This window comes from Halomonas sp. V046, assembly GCF_052645355.1.
Map to the genome: position 1 here is coordinate 1 of NZ_JBQXYF010000015.1, position 17,096 is coordinate 17,096.

The window sequence follows — 17,096 nt, forward strand, 5'->3', positions numbered from 1 at the left end:
GCCAGGCGCCGCCGACAGGCTGACCGTCTTCACCTGGGACGGCGACCTGCTGCAGAGCGAAGAGAGCTTTCTCGGAACGCTGCCACCCACGCCCTACTTTTATTCGCCGTCAGAGCACTCAGAGCTCGCCCGCGAGAACCCCGAGCGAAAACACTCGGTCCCCATCGCCCAGCGACAGCACAGCCTGGCCACGACTCCCGGCATCACCCCGGAGCGCCGCGTCAGCTACCTGTTCGAGCCCGGCAGCTTTATCCCCGCGGCCAAGCTGGAGGCGCACTACAAGGCCATCGAGCAGAAAACCGGCAGCGGCACGGTGCTGTACACCGACCACCAACTGGCCAAACAAACGCTCTATTACTTCCAGACCGACCACCTCGGCACGCCCTTGGAGATCGCCGGCAGCGACGGCAACCTCGCCTGGATCGGCCAGTACCGCGCCTGGGGCAAGCTCACCAAGGCCACCGATGGCAACGGCGACCCAAACACCACCGACAACCCCTTCCGCTTCCAGGGCCAATACCACGATGAAGAGACAGGCCTTCACTACAACCGCTTCCGCTACTATGATCCGGAGATAGGGCGCTTCACCACCCAGGACCCGATTGGCCTCGCGGGTGGCGAAAACCTGTATCAGTACGCGCCGAATCCCACCGGATGGGTGGATCCGCTGGGGTTGAGTGGGAGTAGCGGATGTAGATGCCCCAATGCGCTCCTTCCCACTCCTGAGAAAGGCCAAACCGTTTACAGAGTTTATGGTGGTGACGCCGCTGCAGGTGGTGCTTCATGGTCACCACAAAGTCCCTCCAGTGTAGAAAACTACCGCGACGCAGCGGGGCTACCTTCCGGAGGAGCGAGTGGGGCAAAAAATTCTGGACGCTTTGTTATAGAAGGCACACTCCAAGATCCGACCGGAGTAGTTAAAACACGTTCGGCACTTCCTTTAGATGGGACAACTGGCGGCATCCCTGAATACATCATTCCAAACGCCCTTGATAACGGCTCCGTCAAAGTAAATCGAGTTAGCGGCGTAAATCCGGAGTTCTGACATTATGAAACAGAGCGTGTATTACCTATCCTCCCTTGACAGCATTGTTTTTTCAAAAACAAGGAGATGCAACTTCATAAAAAAATTCTTTTTTGACACAGGAAAGGAGTGCGTCTTGGCAAACATTGACCCTCCAGTCATTGGCCAAACCTTTGGATTCAGCGAAGACATCTCTAACATAATACTATCTGGAAGACATGAAGGTGAAAATATTTTTAATATAAAAAACTTCCCTTTCTTTGTTTTTGTAGCCAAACTTAATTGCTCGCCAGAAAAGCTAGTCTCTGGCATTAACAAGGATGATCTCCACATATTGGCATGGGGGGAAATATACCGTACATTCGATGACGCTGAAAACCATGCCTTCGATTGATTTTCCTGATCCTGATTGCACACAAAGTCTCCGATGATCAGTCGTTTACCTGAAACCAGGCGCTTTACTACTTCCAGACCGACCACCTCGGCACGCCCTTGGAGCTCGCCGGCAGCGACGGTAACCTCGCCTGGATCGGCCAGTACCGCGCCTGGGGCAAGCTCACCAAGGCCACCGACGGCAACGGCAACCCAAACACCACCGACAACCCCTTCCGCTTCCAGGGGCAGTACCACGACGAAGAGACAGGCCTTCACTACAACCGCTTCCGCTACTATGATCCGGAGATAGGGCGCTTCACCACCCAGGATCCGATTGGACTCGCGGGTGGCACCAACCTGTATCAATACGCGCCGAATCCCACCGGATGGGTGGATCCGCTGGGGTTGAGTGGGTGTGAGAATAAATGTGGACCAACAGTCGGAGATCTACGTAGGAGCGGGCGAAAGGACGCGCATCACGTCATCCAGGACGCTGCTGTGCGAGACCTGCCCGGCTACAAAACTAATGATGCCCCCGGAATACAACTCGAAGGCCCCGCATCCTCTACCGGGACTCCACACCACACCGCTACTCAGGTACAGCGACAAGCTGCTGGAGGTGGAACTTATGGTGCAGAGCGAAGAATCGGTTATAAAGCGCTTCGCCAGTCAGGGGTAAGTCAAGAAGAATCGAGAAACGCCATCCTGAGGGCTGATGAATATTTCAATGACATTGGTGTTGAAAAAACAACTCCAACACGCACCCCTGGAAACAGGAGATAGATAAACTCATGACAAAAAATGAAATCGAGAGAATTGTGAGGAAAATTGTGGACCAACTGGTTCAGAAGCAATACTCATCATTGGAAAAAGAAACGGACGGCATCCGCCTAACCTCTAAAGAAATTAGCAATGCCGTAGATGGTTACGGAAGAAATCTTATCCAACCACCAAATAGCGCATTTTCTGACATTGATGCTATAAAAGTTGACATAGCTGACGCTGACACATGGTCCATTAGATTTGACCTATGGACAGAGCAAGAAGGAAGATCAGATCTCAGTTTGGAAGCGACCCTGATAAAATCAGCGGATAAGAAAATAAGAATAGAACTTGATGACATACATGTCATGTAAAACCCTACGATGGCCTCGGCCAGTGCATCTACAAGCGGGTCAAAGCGCCAGGCGCCGCCGACAGGCTGACCGTCTTCACCTGGGACGGCGACCTGCTGCAGAGCGAAGAGAGCTTTCGGGGCGAACTTACCGCGCACGCCCTACTGTTATTCACCGCCAGAGCACTCAGAGCTCGCCCGCGAGCCCCCCGAGCGAAAGCACTCGATTCCCATCGCCCAGCGGCAGCACAGCCTGGCCACGACTCCCGGCGTCATCCCGGAGCGCCAACGGTGGGCCTCAATCATCGATGGGGATCACCGCGATAATGTGGTCTTCATAGCACTCCTCGGGGACGCCCTCCTCGGACACGGCGAAAGAGCGCACGCTAATGCCCTTGCGGTGCACGCGCTCAGGGTCGCCGCTGATCAGATGATGCCACCCCGCTAGACGCCGCCCCTCGGACAGGCGGCGATAGGCGCAGGAATGCGGCAGCCACTTGAACTCACCGGCGAGCTCCGGGGTCAAGCGCGTGCAGTCCGGTACCTGCGCGAAACGGTTGTCGTAGTCACTGCAGCGACAGGCCTGGGTATCGAGCAGCCGACAAGACAGGTTGAGCACCGCAAGATCGCCCGTATCGTCGTCCTGAAACTTCAGCAGGCAGCACTGGCCACAGCCGTCGCACAGGGCTTCCCACTCCTGCGGGGTAAGTTCGTCGAGCGCGTAGCGCTCCCAGAAGCGTTCTCTCATGGCGGGTCACGGGTCGGTTAGGGAATCAATCAATCGGAGGCATCGGCCTCTCTGCGCAGGCTCGTTCCCCCCTATGTCAAGCCGAGACAAGTCAGGCAAGACGAGGCGCCGGCCGACGTCCTCGCGTCGCATCTCTGCGCATCTTGCCGCATCTCGTCCTGTCAGTAGCGCGACTCGGTGGGAGTGCGGTACAGGTCCAGCAGATAGTCGTCCTTGGCCGGCGGCATCTGCAGGTAGAAGCCCTTGTCGGCGATGGCGGCCATGACGTCGGCCCCACAGGTGCGGGCCAGGGCCTTCTCGGCGGTCAGGATCATGGTCATGGCCGGCGCCGGCTTGCCGAAACGCTCGAGCAGGGCCTCGGGCACATCCGCCAGGCCACGCTGCTTGTCCACGTACAAATACATCTCCTCCATGCGCGAGCTCTTGAACACCTCGCACAGGAGCTTGCCTTTCATCGTCTCTTGGCTCATCACTCTCTCGACTCATCAAGGCCCGGCTTGACCGGACCGCGGTGGCCGGTGACCGGAGCCACCGACGTTAACGCCCTTCAGCTGACTTCTGCGAATTCCTTGATCGCCGCCTCGAGGCCTTCGTTGAGCCGCTCTCCCCGCCACCCGCTTGGCAGCGGCAGACGCTCGCCCCGCAGGCTCGCGGTCACCAGACCCTCGAGTTCGCGGCGCCGCATCAATACCTCGGGGGCCACTCCAAGCATCTCCGCATCGGCATTCACCACCTTCTTCAGCGCCTTCAGGCGTTTCTTGAACGGCGGCAGCATCGGCGACAGGGGAGCCGCCGGCAAGGACTCGGCATCGCTGTGACGCGCCTTTCTGACCATGCCCAGCAGTGCATCGCCTTCGCGTTTTACCAGCGGCGGCTTGACGCCTTCGACCTCGGCCAGCTCGTAGCGATTCTCCGGCATGCGTTCGGCGATGGCGTAGAGCACCTTGTCGTGAATCAGCCAGCCCCGCGGCAGATCGCGAACTCGGGCTTCGCCTTCGCGCCAGGTGGTCATCAGTCGGTAGGCCTCGATCTGGACCGGCGTTAGCCGCCATAGCTGGCGCTGACGCAGATACCACTGGCCGTCGGAGGCCTCCGAGCGTTCGGACTGCGCCAACACCTCGGCACAGTCTGCCGCGACCCAGTCGAGCCGGCCCAGGCGCGTCAGCGCCTCATGTTGATGCTGCCAGACCTCCAGCAGGTAGACGACATCCAGCGCTGCGTAGCTGAGCTGAGCCTCGGACAAGGGCCTCTCGAGCCAGTTGGAGCGAGTCTCTTCCTTGGGCAGGGTCTCACCGACCCAATGCTCGACCAGGCGTTGGTACCCCATGGCGGCATCGTCACCGAGCAACCCCTGGGCGAGTTGGGTATCGACCAGCGGCTCCGGCATCAGCCCGGCCCAGTGGGCGAAGACCTCGAGATCCTCGCTACTGGCGTGCAACAACTTGGGGGCGGCATTGGTCAGCAATGCGCGAAAGGCATCGGTGCAGGCCAGCGCCTGAGGATCAATCAGGTAAGCCGGGCCACCACCACAGACCTGCACCAGCGCAGGCACCGGATGAAAGGTCTTCTCGCGGAAGAACTCGGTGTCGAGTGCAAGAACAGGGGCATCCGTGAGACTCGCGCAGGCGGCGTCCAGGGCGGCGGCGGTATCGATCCATCGAATATCGGGAGTGACAGGCATTCAAACGTCCAGCAAAAGGGGCTTCATTCGCCCTGAAACGGCAGGCGACCGGAAAAGGCGCGACTCAAGGTGCCGCCGTCGACGTACTCGAGTTCCCCACCCATGGGAACACCATAGGCCAGCCGCGACAGCCGTGCACCGTGGCGCTGAATCTGCGCTGCGATGTAATGGGCTGTCGCCTCGCCTTCGACGGTTGGATTGGTGGCCAGCACGACCTCCTCGATCGACTCGTTTTCCATCAATGTCTCGAGCTGATCGAGGCCGATATCCTCGGGGCCGATGCCATCCAGGGGCGACAGATGGCCGTGGAGCACGAAGTAGCGCCCCATGAAGCCACCGGCTTCCTCGATGGCCAGCATGTCCGCGGGGGACTCGACCACACACAGCAAGGTATCGTCGCGGCGTGGGCTCTGACACAGCCCACACAACTCCTCCTCGGTCAGGGTGCGGCAACGCCGACAATAGCCGACGCGTTCGACGGCCTCGCGCATCACACCGGCCAGTCGTTCACCGCCCTCGCGATTGCGTTCGAGCAAATGCATGGCCATGCGCTGGGCCGTCTTCGGACCAACGCCGGGCAATACCCGCAGCGCGTCCATCAACTGCTCGACCAGGGGGGAAAAACTCATCGATTCTACTCGCTGGCAATGGCGGGAAGTCGCGGAAAACAGCGCCCGCCGCGACGACTGATCGCGGCGGCGGGCGACGGGGCCACGGCCGCCGTGCCGGAGCCCCGGCACGGCGGCCACTCACGCCTTCATCAGAATGGCATCTTGAAGCCGGGCGGCAGGTTCATCCCGGCGGTGGCCTCTTCCATTACCGACTTGGAGCTGGTCTCGACCTTGCGTACGGCGTCATTGACCGCGGCGGCGAGCAGATCCTCGAGCAGTTCCTTGTCCTCGTCCATGACGCTCGGATCGATCTCGACCTTGCTGACGTCATGACGCCCATTCATGGTCACCCTGACCATGCCGGCACCGGCCTCACCCAGCACTTCGGCCTTGGCGACTTCTTCCTGGGCCCGCTGCATCTTTTCCTGCATCTCTTGGGCCTGCTTCATCAGGTTACCCATTCCACCTTTCATCATCGCTGGTTCCTCTTCATGGCGGTACTGCTGTGGCGGTCGTTGCGCGGTCGTGGCTCGATAGCACCGGTTCGCGCCCATCGGCTTGACTCCAACCGCGCCAGGTAGCGGCTCGACACCCGAGCCGCCGTGGGTGTTCTTGGCAGCCTTTCGGGCCTAACGCCGGCCCTTGGCGCGCGTTGCGCCTTCGCCATCGGCCGGCGTCACCGTGGATTCCACCAGCCGAGCGCCGAAGGCCTGCTGCAGTTTCAGTATATGGGGATCACGCTTGAGCGCCTCAACCGCTTCGGCATGACGTTCTGCGCCCAGGCGTTCGGCCATCTGCCGCGGGGTCTCCACGTCGCCGGGCAGTTCGGTGGCCACGATATCGAGCCGCCGTGGGTAGCCGACGGCGTCCAGGGCCTCTCGAATACGCGTGACGTGCACCTCGGCGTTCATTGCCGCCTGAGACGGGTCCAGATGCAGCAGCAGGCGTGATCCGTCGTCTTCGACCACCACACAGTGGGCGGCCAGGTTGCGCGTCAGGCCGGAAACGCCAAGCTCATCGAAGCCGGCGAGCCACAGCGTGTGGGTCAAGTGCCCGGGCGCTCCCGGCGGCGTACTGGCACTGGCCGCCTCGACGCCCGCCGCCATGGCGGGTTCGGCCCCGGTGGTCTCCAGCGGCGCCCCTTGCGCCATCGATGCGGCGTCATCGCCAATCTCCGGCGATGCCATCACGGACGCCACCGCCTCCTGCGCGGGCGATGCGTTGGCAATGACGCCGTCCTCGCCGCCCGCCGCCATGGCCGCCTCCATCTGGCCCGCTTCTACTTGGCCCGCCTCCATCTGGCCCGCTTCTACTTGGCCCGCCTCCATCTGGCCCGCTTCTACCTGGCCAGCGCCCGCGTCACCGGGTGACTCGACGGGCGCAGCGTGCTGCTCGGGCGGCGCCTGCTGTCTCTCAGGGCGAGCCTCAGGCTGTCTCTCAGGGCAAGCTTCAGGCTGTCGCTCAGGGCGCGTCTCGGGCGGTACGTCGGGGCATCTTTCAGCCTGCACTTCGGGCTGCGCTTCAGCCTGCACTTCTGGCTGCACTTCAGCCTGCACTTCGGGCTGCGCCGCTGGCTCCCGAACCAGAGACGCCTGGTCTGAGCCGACTGGCGCGGCGGCTGATGCAGACTGGGGGTCGGGCGCATCAGCGCCCGGCGTAGGGTCCTCGGGAGCGCCGCCCTCCCAGGGCGGCGGCTCGCTATGGGTTGCGACAGGCTCACTGGAAGACGCTGGCTGAGCGCTTGATGCGGACGGGGCCTGAGCCGCCTGAACCGGCGCGTCGGCCGCGGCCTCGCCGATCGGCTGGGCCTGCGGCGGCTGTGCAGCGTGCCCGCCCTGTGGCGCACCAGCGCCTGTGGCGCTGGTGTCTGCGCGCATCGGCAACGGCGTGCGAGCAGGCTTCGGCACCCCCTGGGGACGGAACGCCAGCATCCGCAGCAAGGTCATCTCGAGCGCGGTACGCAGGTCCGGCGCGTGGGCCATATCGGCGCGGCCTTGAATGCCGATCTGGTAGTAAAGCTGCACGTCTTCGGCGGTGAAGCGTCCGGCGAGCTCGAGCAGCGCCTCACGATCGCCATGGCCGTTATCCAGGGCCTGGGGCACCATCTGGCCGATGGCCAGGCGGTGCAGGACCGACGCCATGTCGTCGAGCACCGCCCCGAAGTCCGGCCCCTGCTCGGCGAGCTGCGCCACTTCGCCGAGCAGCTTGGCGGCATCGACGTCCGCCAGGGCCTCGATCAGCGCCAGTACATGACGATGATCCAGGGTGCCGAGCATGGCGGCCACGTCAGCATGCTTGACCTCGCCCTGGCCGAAGGCGATGGCCTGGTCGGTCAGGCTCATGGCGTCGCGCATGGACCCTGCGGCCGCCTTGCCGAGTAGCCACAGCGCCGATTCCTCACACGGCACCTGCTCGGCCTCGAGCACCTTCGACAGATGACCGACGATGCGCTCCGGCGGCATGTGCTTGAGGGTGAACTGCAGACAGCGCGACAGCACCGTGGCCGGCAGCTTCTGCGGATCCGTGGTGGCGAGCAGAAACTTCACGTGGGGCGGCGGCTCCTCCAGGGTCTTCAACAGGGCGTTGAAACTGCTGGTGGAGAGCATGTGCACCTCATCGATGAGGTACACCTTGTAGCGCCCCTGGGTCGGCGCATACTGGACGTTATCCAGAAGCTCCCGGGTGTCCTCGACCTTGGTTCGCGACGCGGCATCGACCTCGATCAGGTCGACGAAGCGGCCCTGATCAATGGACTGACAGCTGTCGCAGGTGCCACATGGGGTCGAGGTCACCCCCTCGTCACCCTCGCCGTTGGCGGTGCAGTTCAGGCACTTGGCGAGAATTCGCGCCAGGGTGGTCTTGCCCACGCCCCGGGTCCCGGTGAACAGGTACGCGTGGTGCAGGCGGCCCTGATCCAGGGCGTTGACCAGCGCTCGCTGGACATGCTCCTGTCCCACCAGTTCGTGGAAGGTACGCGGCCGCCACTTGCGGGCCAGGACCTGATAGCTCATGGGGCGTTAATTTCCTTGCTGCTGGGCTTGGTGACGAATCGAAGAGGCATGCCGCCCGAGTCACGAACCCGGGTCAATCCTGATCTGGGGTGATGTGACGGATCACGACGCCCCCTGTGTACGCTGGTACGATCGTGGCATTCTACCGGGTGGGGGCAACGGCGCAAAGGCCGACCGAACGGGTCGCCGCTGGCGGCGGCTACCCCGCGACTCAATGGCGACCGGCACACCAGGCCGTGCTCGTCAGCCGCCCCCGCCCCCTTCTCCCCACCTGACAGGACTGCCCCATGCCCGACGCCGCGTCTTCGTCGCCACGCCCCCGACGTTCCTGGCGGGTCCGTCTGGCCCGCCTGGACCGCCGCCGGGGGCTGCTGACGCTCCTGGTGGCCGCGATCGTCGCGATGTCCTGGCTCGACGTCATCGATCGCGCCACCCAGAACCAGGTGCAGAGCGCCACTACCCAGGCGCTGCTCGCCTTCGCCGCGGCGCGGGGCCTCAACGCCGGCATCTCGGTGCTACAGTCCACCGAGGTCGGCGTCGGCGTCTCCACCCACCCCTTCGAGGCGCTCGACCCGTTCAATGACCTGGTCGAGGACTATGCCAGCGTCATGAAGCTGGCCATCGGCTCGCTGATCGGCCAGACCGTCCTGCTCGAGATCACCGCCACGGCGCTTTTCAAGATCGCCCTGTCGCTGGCGGGCCTTGCCCTTGTGGCGAGCCTGTGGGCGCGCTCGCGCGCCACGCCCTGGGCCTGGAAGGCCTTCGCCCTGATCGGCCTAGGCCGCTTCCTGCTGCTGCTGACCCTATTGGCCAGCAGCCTGGTCGACCAGGCCTTTCTCGACCAGCGCACGGCGACCAACATGGCCGAGGTCAAGGGCCTGGCCGAAGAGGTGCAGGCCACCAGCAGCACCGAGGCGGGAAGCCACTTGAGCCCCCAGGAGCGCCAGCGACTGGACGCCGAGGCCACGCGGCTCGACGAACAGCGCCAGGTCGTTCGCGAGTCACTGGTCGAGGCCAACCGCGGCGTCGCCATGGCCGAAGACGGCGTCGACCAAACCCGTGGGCGACTCGGCATCATGAAGGCTCGGCTAAGCCTCGCCCAGCGCCTCAACCCCTTCCATGAAGACCCCGAGATCGAACGCCTCGAAGCGGCCTTGGTGGGCAAACGCCGAGTCCTCGAGACCCGCGTGAGCGAGCGAGAGGCCCTGTTGGGACAACTCGGCGCGATCGACCGTCAGCGCGAGACCCTGCGCCGGCGCCTGGCGGGCGAAGACGAGAGCCTGCTCGAGAGCCTCGGCAACCGCCTGGCGAGCCTCACCGACAGCCTGAGCCTCGCGGCCATCCACAGCCGCATCGAAACCGGCACCTCCGCGATTCTGAACCTGATGGCGCTGTTTGTGCTGCGCACTCTAGTACTACCGCTGTTGTTTTTGTGGCTCGGACTGAAGCTATTCAAGGGACTCTATCGCAGCCCGGTGCCTCGGCGCCTGGCGACGCCACAAGGGGTGAACCCGACTCTGCCGACGAGAGAGAGTTCGCCCCCCTGACGCCGGCGGGCCGCTACCAAGGGTAGCGGCCCGCATTTTTTTGCCGTCGCGTTTTCGCTCGTTGCCACCGGCGCCCGGTGCTCGCCCGCTTTTCAGGCGCCGCTTGCCGCCTCGAACCCTTGCAGCACATTGACCGCATTGACGCCGATTTCCGCGACGGCGTAGCCGCCCTCGAGCAGAAACACCGTCGGCAAGCCAAGGCCCGCGAGCCGCCGCCCCATATCGCGAAAATCATCACTCTTGAGGCGAAAGGCGCTGATCGGATCGCCCTCGAAGGTATCGACGCCGAGCGACACGACGAGAAGCTCGGCCTTCTTGTCGCGAATCTCGGCCAGAGCAAGCTCCAGGCGCTCGGCCCAAGTGGCGTAATCGGTCCCCGGCGGCAGCGGATAGTTGACGTTGTACCCGAGTCCCTCCCCCTCGCCGCGCTCGTCGGCGTAGCCGAGATAGTACGGGAAGCACTGGTCGGGATCGCCGTGGATCGACTGGGTCAGCACCTCGGCGCGATCGTAGAAGATCTGCTGGGTGCCGTTTCCATGGTGAAAGTCCACGTCCAGTACCGTGACGCACCCAAGACCCGTATCCAGGGCCTTCTGTGCGACAACGGCGGCATTGTTGAAAAAACAGTAGCCGCCGAACTGATCCTTGGCGGCATGATGCCCCGGCGGTCGGCACAGCCCGAAGCTCGGCTCGCCGGTTTCCAGGGTATGGTCGAGCGCCGAGAGCGCCACGTCCTTGCTGGCCAGCGCCGCCTCGAAGGTACCAGGACAAATGGAGGTGTCACCGCCGAGGGCGTAGAAACCAAGCTGGCCGCCGATATGACCGGGAATCCGGTCGCCGCGCAGGGTGCGCGCCGGCCAATTGGTCGGAATCGCCTCACCGCTGTTGCCCGCCGCCTGCCAGTCCGCCCAGCAGCGCCCCAGAAAGGCGACGTAATCGGCATCATGCACCGCCAGCACCGGCTCGAGTCCATGGTCCTGCGGCGCCACGACCTCGCCGATGGCCGTCTCGCGGACTCGTTTTAGCACGAGATCCACCCGCTCGGGACACTCGAAGGGAGCCATCAACTGGCCATCGTGGAGTTCGGTCTGGGCGCGACGCAGCTTGGTCGCTTCACTTGAATACACGCGCATCCTGGCGAGATTTCCTTAGCTTAAGGGGGAAGGATCGAGCACCGCCGAGCCTTGGGCTCGGACCGGCGCCACCTACGGCGCCACCAACGGCAACAGGCACGCCACAGCGCGCCTGTTGCCCGGCTAGCGGTACTTGTCGTCGAAATGCGGCACGTCACCTGGCGCGTCTCGCCTGCCTAGCCTGCCGGGACAGCTGCCGGGGCAGCCGCCGGCTCGACCGCCCGTTGGTGTGCTGTCGCTGGCGGTCCTTGCCTGGATCTCGTCGCGAACAACAAGCGCAGTCCGTTCAGTCTTGCGGCAACTGGCGCTCCAGCTCCCGACGCACGTTCTCGTCCAGCGACAGCGCCGTACCCAGCTCATCGAGCCAGGCCCGCTCCATGCCGTTCTGGTCATCGACCACGGCGGCACTGGCCAGGTACATCTCCCGGGCGGCCTGGGGCGAATCGGCCTGACTCGCCAGCGCCTGGGCATCCAGTGGCGCCTGGAGCTGACGCTCGACCCAGGCGTGCAACTCGTCGTCGGCGCCCAGCTGTTGAATCTGATCGCCGATCAGCGCACGTTCCTGAGCATCGATATGGCCATCGGCGCGAGCTGCCATGATCACCGCCTGCAGCACACCCAGGCTACGCTGCTCCTGGGCCTGGCCACCGAGCTCCTCCAGCGGCTGGCCCTCCTGGGCGCGGGCAGTCTCGTCCACCGGCGCCTGGCCGCCACCACCGCTCGACGCCTGCGACTTCTGCCAGGCCTTCCACGCCAACATGCCGATCCCGGCGATGGCCCCATACTTGGCCGCCTTGCCGCCCATGCTGCGACCGCGCTTGGAGCCCATCAGCATCCCCAGTGCGCCGCCGCCCAGCAGGCTCTTCATGTCCATGCCGCCGCCGGAGCTCGAGCCGCGGCTACCGGAAAGCTGCGACGTCACGCTATTGAGCAGCCCTTGCACATCGAAGCCACCCTGGCTTCCACTGCCTTGACTGCTACCTTGACCACTGCCGTGGCTGCCGCCTTGGCGAGAGCCTCCTGAACCGGACGCCTGCTTCATGATCTGGTCGAGCAGAAACTTGGCATTCATGGCGCATCTCCTTGATGGATATGATGTCTTGGAACAACGCGAACAGACAGAGTTCCCGCGAGGTCGGGCCTGGCTGCCACCTCCCTGGCCTCGCCCGGGGAGGCGCGGTGCGGAGCGTCCTCACCCAGCGGCCGGCCCCGAACTTGAGCCAAGCGTACCGTCGAGGATAGCCTGGCTTGCCGTCGGGTACGACCGCAGGCGTACACGCCGGGTCGGCCATGGCGACGCGATGCCGTGGGACGCCTCGTCGCCCATTGCGCTCCCGGCCATCGCTCCCGGCGCACCGACTCCACGGGATTGCCGACTCAGCCACCCGGAGGCCCCATGATCAAGCCCCGCCACATCAGCGACGCCGAATGGCAACGACGCAGCGACCTCGCCGCCGCCTACCAGTTATTCGAACTATTCGGCTTCAGCGACCTGGTCTGGACCCACCTGTCGGCCCGCGTACCCGACGAGCCCGGACACTTCCTGCTCAACCGCGAAGGCCTGATGTTCGACGAGGTGACCGCCTCCAACCTGGTCAAGATCGACATCGACGGTCAGGCCGTGGATGGCGGGCGTGCCAACCCCGCGGCCTTCACCATCCACAGCGCCATCTACCGTGCGGACAACGCCTTCGAATGTGCCATGCACCTGCACAGCCGCGCCGTCAATGCCGTGTCGACGCTGGAGGATGGCCTGCTGGCGATACATCAGTTCAGCCTCGAGGTCGGCGAGGTGGCCTACCATGACTACGAAGGGTTCGCGCTAGACCCCGCCGAACGCGAGCGCCTGATCGATGACCTCGGTGACCGGCGCCTGATGCTGCTGCGCAACCACGGCATGCTGACCCTCGGCGATACCGTTGCCGAGGCCTTCAAGAACGCCTATTACCTGGAAAAGGCCTGCCAGACCCAGCTCGATGCCATGGCAACGGGAGCCAGGCTGCGGGTCATTCCCGACGACATTAGCCGCCGCTCTCGCCAGCTGGCGGCGACCTGGGGTGAACCCGGCGCCCTGGAATGGCAAGCGCTGCTACGCCTGCTGGAGCGCCGTGGCATCGACGCCCACCAACGGTGATGACGGCGCTCCGGCCCCCGGCAGTGGCCCTTACCCAAGATGCCCGCCGAGGCAACCTCGGCGGGCATCTTGCTGGCCAGGGGCCAACGCCCCTGGTGACGTCGCTGGCAAGGCGACGGCGATCAGCGCGCCATTTTCACCATCTGGCGGTTGACGAACTCTTCCATGCCATCCTTGCCAAGCTCGCGGCCGAAGCCGGAACGCTTGACCCCGCCGAAGGGCAGTTCGGCTTCGCTGCCGGGCGGCTCGTTGATATGCACCATGCCGACTTCCAGCCGATTGGCGAGTTCGAGTGCGCCTTCTGGATTGCTGGTCTGGATGACCGCACCCAGTCCGTAGGGCGTATCGTTGGCCAGGTCGATGGCCTCGTCCAGATCCGCCGCGCGATAGACCACCGCCACCGGGCCGAACAGCTCCTCCTGGAAGATTCGCATGTCGCGAGTGACGCCGGTCAACAGCGTCGGCGCGTACCAGGCACCGGCACGGTCGAGGCGCTGCCCGCCCGTTACCAGCTTGGCGCCCTGGCTGACGGCATCTTTCACCTGGGTATCGACGTTGACCAGTGCCTGCTCTGAGGACATCGGCCCCATGACGGTATCGGCGGCCTGGGGGTCGCCCACCTGAATCCCCTCCACCGCCTGCCGGAAGGCCTCGAGAAATTCCTCGAAGACCGCATCATCGACGATGATGCGCTTGGCCGCGTTACAGGCCTGACCGCAGTTGCCGAAACGCCCCTGCACGGCTTGCTTCACCGCCTGTTTCAGATCGGCATCGGGCAACACCAGGAACGGATCGGAGCCGCCGAGCTCCAGCACGACCTTCTTCAGTTGACGCCCTGCTTGCTCGGCCACCGCCGCGCCGGCACGCTCGGACCCCGTCAGCGAAATGCCCTGCACCCGCGGGTCGGCGATGATGTCGCCGGCTTGCTCGTTGCTGGCGAACAGGTTGGTGTAGACCCCGGCCGGCGCCCCGGCGGCGGTGAAAATCTCTTCGATGGCCAGCGCCGACTCGGGACACTGGGGCGCATGCTTGAGCAAGATGGTGTTGCCGTTGAGCACGTTAGGGCCGGCGAAGCGAGCGACCTGATAGTAGGGAAAGTTCCACGGCATGATGCCGAGCAAGACACCGAGCCCTTGCTTGCGCACCTCGGCCTTGGCGCCGCCGGTCACGAGCGGTTCTGGCTCGAGCCAGGCGGGACCGTTGTCCGCATAGTAGCGATAGATGTTGACCACCAGCGCCAGCTCGCCAAGGGCCTGGGACTTGGGCTTGCCCATCTCGCGGACAATGATGTCAGCCAGGGCATCGCTGCGCTGCTCATGCAGGTCGGCGACACGGTGCAGCAGTGCCGCACGCTCGCTCGGCGCCACGCCACGCCAGCTCAGGTAGGCCTGGTGAGCGGTCTCAACGGCATGCTGAATGTCGGCATCACTGGCCGTCTCGTACCTCGCCTCCACCTCTCCGGTGGCGGGATTGGTCACTTGATAGCTTGCCATTAGGACGTTACCTCGATTGTGAGTGATCGTTGGGTGGTGGCCGAGCGGTGGCACCGACTGCAGCTTCATGGCTCGGGTCCACAGGCTGAACACCGGCCATCACGACGTGCACATGAGCATAGTCGGCGCGACTGGCCGGTGGACAGGCAAATGGCAGCAGAGTTCGCCGCTTATGCAGTCGATTCCACTTATTTTCTTTGCACAAACGATAGCCCGGCTATTGGCGTACCCGTCGCCTCTTCTATCGTTGTTGGGGCGTGCGCCGACGTATCCAAGGCTCGCCAGCCCAAAAAAACCTCGCCACACCCACGAACAAGAGCGAACCACCGTGCCCCCTATGTTCAACGCACTGGCCCTCACCGCGGCGACTCTGGTCGCCGGCGCCACCCAGGCCCTCGATGTCTCCGCCAGCACCGACGCGCCTGCCACCATCGACACGGCCCTGGAGCAGCGCGTCATCGACTGGCGACGCGACATTCACCAGCACCCGGAACTCGCCAACCAGGAAACCCGTACCGCCGCCGTGGTCGCCGACCACCTGCGTTCACTCGGCATGCAAGTACGCACCGGTGTCGCCGAAACCGGCATCGTCGCCTTTCTCCAGGGCGGCCAGCCCGGCCCGACCATCGCCTTGCGCGCCGACATGGACGCCCTGCCGGTGGTCGAACAGGTCGATCTGCCCTTTGCCTCCCGGACTACCGCCACCTACAACGGCAAGGAAGTGGGCGTGATGCATGCCTGCGGCCACGACAATCACGTGGCCATGCTGATGGGTGCCGCCGAGGCGCTCACCGCCAGAAAGGACGAGCTCAAGGGCAGCATCCTGTTCATCTTCCAACCCGCCGAGGAAGGCGTGTTCGATGCCGAGTCCTGGGGCGCCAAGCAAATGCTGGCCGAGGGCGCCTTCGACGAACACCCGCCGCAAGCGGTGTTCGGCATTCACGTGACGTCTGGCCTGCATACCGGCCAGCTGGGCTATCTCGCGGGGCCAATCCTCGCCTCCAGCGACACCTTCACCATCAGGGTGCACGGCAGCCAGACCCACGGAGCCGTGCCGTGGAACGGCGTCGATCCCATCGTCATCGGCTCGCAGATCGTAACCAATGCCCAGTCCATCATCAGCCGCCAGGTCAATATTACCGAGGCGCCATCGGTGCTGACCTTTGGCATCTTCGATGGCGGCGTACGCGAGAACATCATTCCCGAGGGCGTGACCCTCAAGGGCACCCTGCGCAACTTCGATATGGACGTACGCGATCAGGTATTCGCCAGCCTCAGCCGCATGGCCACCGCCACCGCCGAAGCCAATGGCGGCAGCGCGGAGTCCGAGCTCACCCCAGGCTATCCGGTGACCGTCAACGACCCGCAACTCGTCGAGACCATGCTACCGACGGCGCGCCGCGTGGCAGGAGCAGACAATGTCGTGGAACAAGGACGACGCACGGCCGCGGAGGACTTCGCCTACTACGCCCAGGAGGTCCCGGGCATGTTTGTGTCTCTCGGCATCACGCCCCCGGATCAGGACCTGGCCGAGGGCGCCCCCAACCACTCCCCGCGTTTTCGGGTCGACGAGGATGCGCTGAAGGTCGGCACCGAACTCTTCATCAACCTGGCATTGGACTACGCCGAGACTCGCGAGCAGTGATCAACGCCATCACGAACCGGACCCTGCTACCGCGACCGGCAGCGACGTGGTCAAGGCATCGGGGCCCTTGGCCAGGCGTTCTTGCACGAACCCCATGCACGTTGGGAGCAGACCTCGGGCGAGAGCAAGAGCTAGAGCAAGAGCTACGCGAGCGATGGCGACGAAGACTGCTACGCGCTCGGCGGTACCCTGGGCTCCCTGGCCGTCCCGACCATGCGGGTCAAGCGCTACGCCGAAGGCCCCGAACGCTCCTGGTGGCAGCCCTGTGATTCCCTGACAGTAGCGTTCGATGGCGGCGCCCCTCTAGAGCATCAACTAGCGCCTTTCTGCGATGCGATCAAAGGGCTCACCTTTCCGCTGGCGAGCGTACACGACGGCCTCCAGAATCTTCGCGTCATCGGTACCATCACCCGTGCAGCCCAGAGCGGCCGCCAGGTCCTGGTCGAGGAATTGCCCGCCGGTCCTGAACAGCACACCATCACTCCGGACTGCCGCCTGCCATCTGCCATCTGCCATCGACCTTCGGCGGGCGTACTGGCGGTACGTAGACGGCAACGACCCACGCCAGTCCTGACGCCGT

16 protein-coding genes are annotated in these 17,096 nt (G+C 64.1%); 7 read left to right on the forward strand and 9 right to left on the reverse strand.

The window, feature by feature from the left end; translation table 11 throughout:
* From ACUN9Y_RS18305 to ACUN9Y_RS18320, 4 genes are all read left to right on the forward strand, one after another.
* Positions 1 to 1,045: RHS repeat-associated core domain-containing protein (locus ACUN9Y_RS18305; protein ID WP_445462164.1), on the forward strand; the 1,045-nt coding region annotated here is incomplete at its 5' end.
* A 4-nt stretch (positions 1,046 to 1,049) separates the two neighbouring features.
* A complete protein-coding gene (locus ACUN9Y_RS18310) occupies positions 1,050 to 1,418 on the forward strand; it encodes a hypothetical protein (RefSeq protein WP_445462165.1) in 369 nt (122 codons plus the stop codon).
* A gap of 98 nt (positions 1,419 to 1,516) precedes the next feature.
* On the forward strand, positions 1,517 to 2,182 hold the full coding sequence (locus ACUN9Y_RS18315) for an RHS repeat-associated core domain-containing protein (protein ID WP_445462166.1): 666 nt from the start codon (positions 1,517 to 1,519) through the stop codon (positions 2,180 to 2,182).
* Positions 2,183 to 2,190: 8 nt separating this feature from the next.
* The gene (locus ACUN9Y_RS18320) at positions 2,191 to 2,535 is read left to right on the forward strand and encodes a DUF7668 domain-containing protein (RefSeq protein WP_445462167.1); all 345 of its coding nucleotides are present in this window, start codon (positions 2,191 to 2,193) and stop codon (positions 2,533 to 2,535) included.
* Positions 2,536 to 2,811: 276 nt separating this feature from the next.
* Here the strand turns inward: ACUN9Y_RS18320 and ACUN9Y_RS18325 are convergent, their stop codons facing one another.
* The 6 genes from ACUN9Y_RS18325 to dnaX form a co-directional block, all read right to left on the reverse strand.
* A complete protein-coding gene (locus ACUN9Y_RS18325) occupies positions 2,812 to 3,261 on the reverse strand; it encodes a YcgN family cysteine cluster protein (protein ID WP_445462168.1) in 450 nt (149 codons plus the stop codon).
* Between the two features lie 161 nt (positions 3,262 to 3,422).
* Positions 3,423 to 3,731, reverse strand: coding sequence for a YcgL domain-containing protein (locus ACUN9Y_RS18330; protein ID WP_445462169.1), 309 nt, complete (start codon positions 3,729 to 3,731; stop codon positions 3,423 to 3,425).
* A gap of 77 nt (positions 3,732 to 3,808) precedes the next feature.
* On the reverse strand, positions 3,809 to 4,942 hold the full coding sequence (rnd, locus tag ACUN9Y_RS18335) for a ribonuclease D (protein WP_445462170.1): 1,134 nt from the start codon (positions 4,940 to 4,942) through the stop codon (positions 3,809 to 3,811).
* A gap of 23 nt (positions 4,943 to 4,965) precedes the next feature.
* Positions 4,966 to 5,571, reverse strand: coding sequence for a recombination mediator RecR (gene recR / locus ACUN9Y_RS18340; protein ID WP_445462171.1), 606 nt, complete (start codon positions 5,569 to 5,571; stop codon positions 4,966 to 4,968).
* A 131-nt stretch (positions 5,572 to 5,702) separates the two neighbouring features.
* Complete coding sequence (locus ACUN9Y_RS18345) at positions 5,703 to 6,029, reverse strand: YbaB/EbfC family nucleoid-associated protein (protein ID WP_445462172.1); 327 nt, start codon at positions 6,027 to 6,029, stop codon at positions 5,703 to 5,705.
* Positions 6,030 to 6,182: 153 nt separating this feature from the next.
* Positions 6,183 to 8,564: a DNA polymerase III subunit gamma/tau gene (gene dnaX, locus ACUN9Y_RS18350; RefSeq protein WP_445462173.1), complete on the reverse strand. Its 2,382-nt coding sequence runs from the start codon at positions 8,562 to 8,564 to the stop codon at positions 6,183 to 6,185.
* A 287-nt stretch (positions 8,565 to 8,851) separates the two neighbouring features.
* Here dnaX and ACUN9Y_RS18355 point away from each other — a divergent pair, with 287 nt between their 5' ends.
* Entirely contained in the window at positions 8,852 to 10,111 is a 1,260-nt protein-coding gene (locus ACUN9Y_RS18355) for a hypothetical protein (RefSeq protein ID WP_445462174.1), read from the forward strand.
* A gap of 92 nt (positions 10,112 to 10,203) precedes the next feature.
* Here the strand turns inward: ACUN9Y_RS18355 and ACUN9Y_RS18360 are convergent, their stop codons facing one another.
* Complete coding sequence (locus tag ACUN9Y_RS18360; protein ID WP_445462175.1) at positions 10,204 to 11,244, reverse strand: histone deacetylase family protein; 1,041 nt, start codon at positions 11,242 to 11,244, stop codon at positions 10,204 to 10,206.
* Positions 11,245 to 11,530: 286 nt separating this feature from the next.
* Positions 11,531 to 12,316 carry a tellurite resistance TerB family protein gene (locus ACUN9Y_RS18365; protein WP_445462176.1) on the reverse strand — a complete coding sequence of 262 codons (786 nt, stop codon included), beginning with the start codon at positions 12,314 to 12,316 and terminating at the stop codon, positions 11,531 to 11,533.
* A gap of 324 nt (positions 12,317 to 12,640) precedes the next feature.
* Between ACUN9Y_RS18365 and ACUN9Y_RS18370 the strand changes: the two genes are divergently transcribed.
* Entirely contained in the window at positions 12,641 to 13,378 is a 738-nt protein-coding gene (locus ACUN9Y_RS18370; protein ID WP_445462177.1) for a class II aldolase/adducin family protein, read from the forward strand.
* Between the two features lie 122 nt (positions 13,379 to 13,500).
* On the opposite strand, the gene ACUN9Y_RS18375 is transcribed toward ACUN9Y_RS18370, so the two are convergent.
* On the reverse strand, positions 13,501 to 14,871 hold the full coding sequence (locus tag ACUN9Y_RS18375; RefSeq protein ID WP_445462178.1) for an NAD-dependent succinate-semialdehyde dehydrogenase: 1,371 nt from the start codon (positions 14,869 to 14,871) through the stop codon (positions 13,501 to 13,503).
* 337 nt (positions 14,872 to 15,208) lie between these two features.
* Between ACUN9Y_RS18375 and ACUN9Y_RS18380 the strand changes: the two genes are divergently transcribed.
* Complete coding sequence (locus ACUN9Y_RS18380) at positions 15,209 to 16,516, forward strand: amidohydrolase (protein WP_445462276.1); 1,308 nt, start codon at positions 15,209 to 15,211, stop codon at positions 16,514 to 16,516.
* The last annotated feature ends 580 nt before the right edge of the window (positions 16,517 to 17,096 follow it).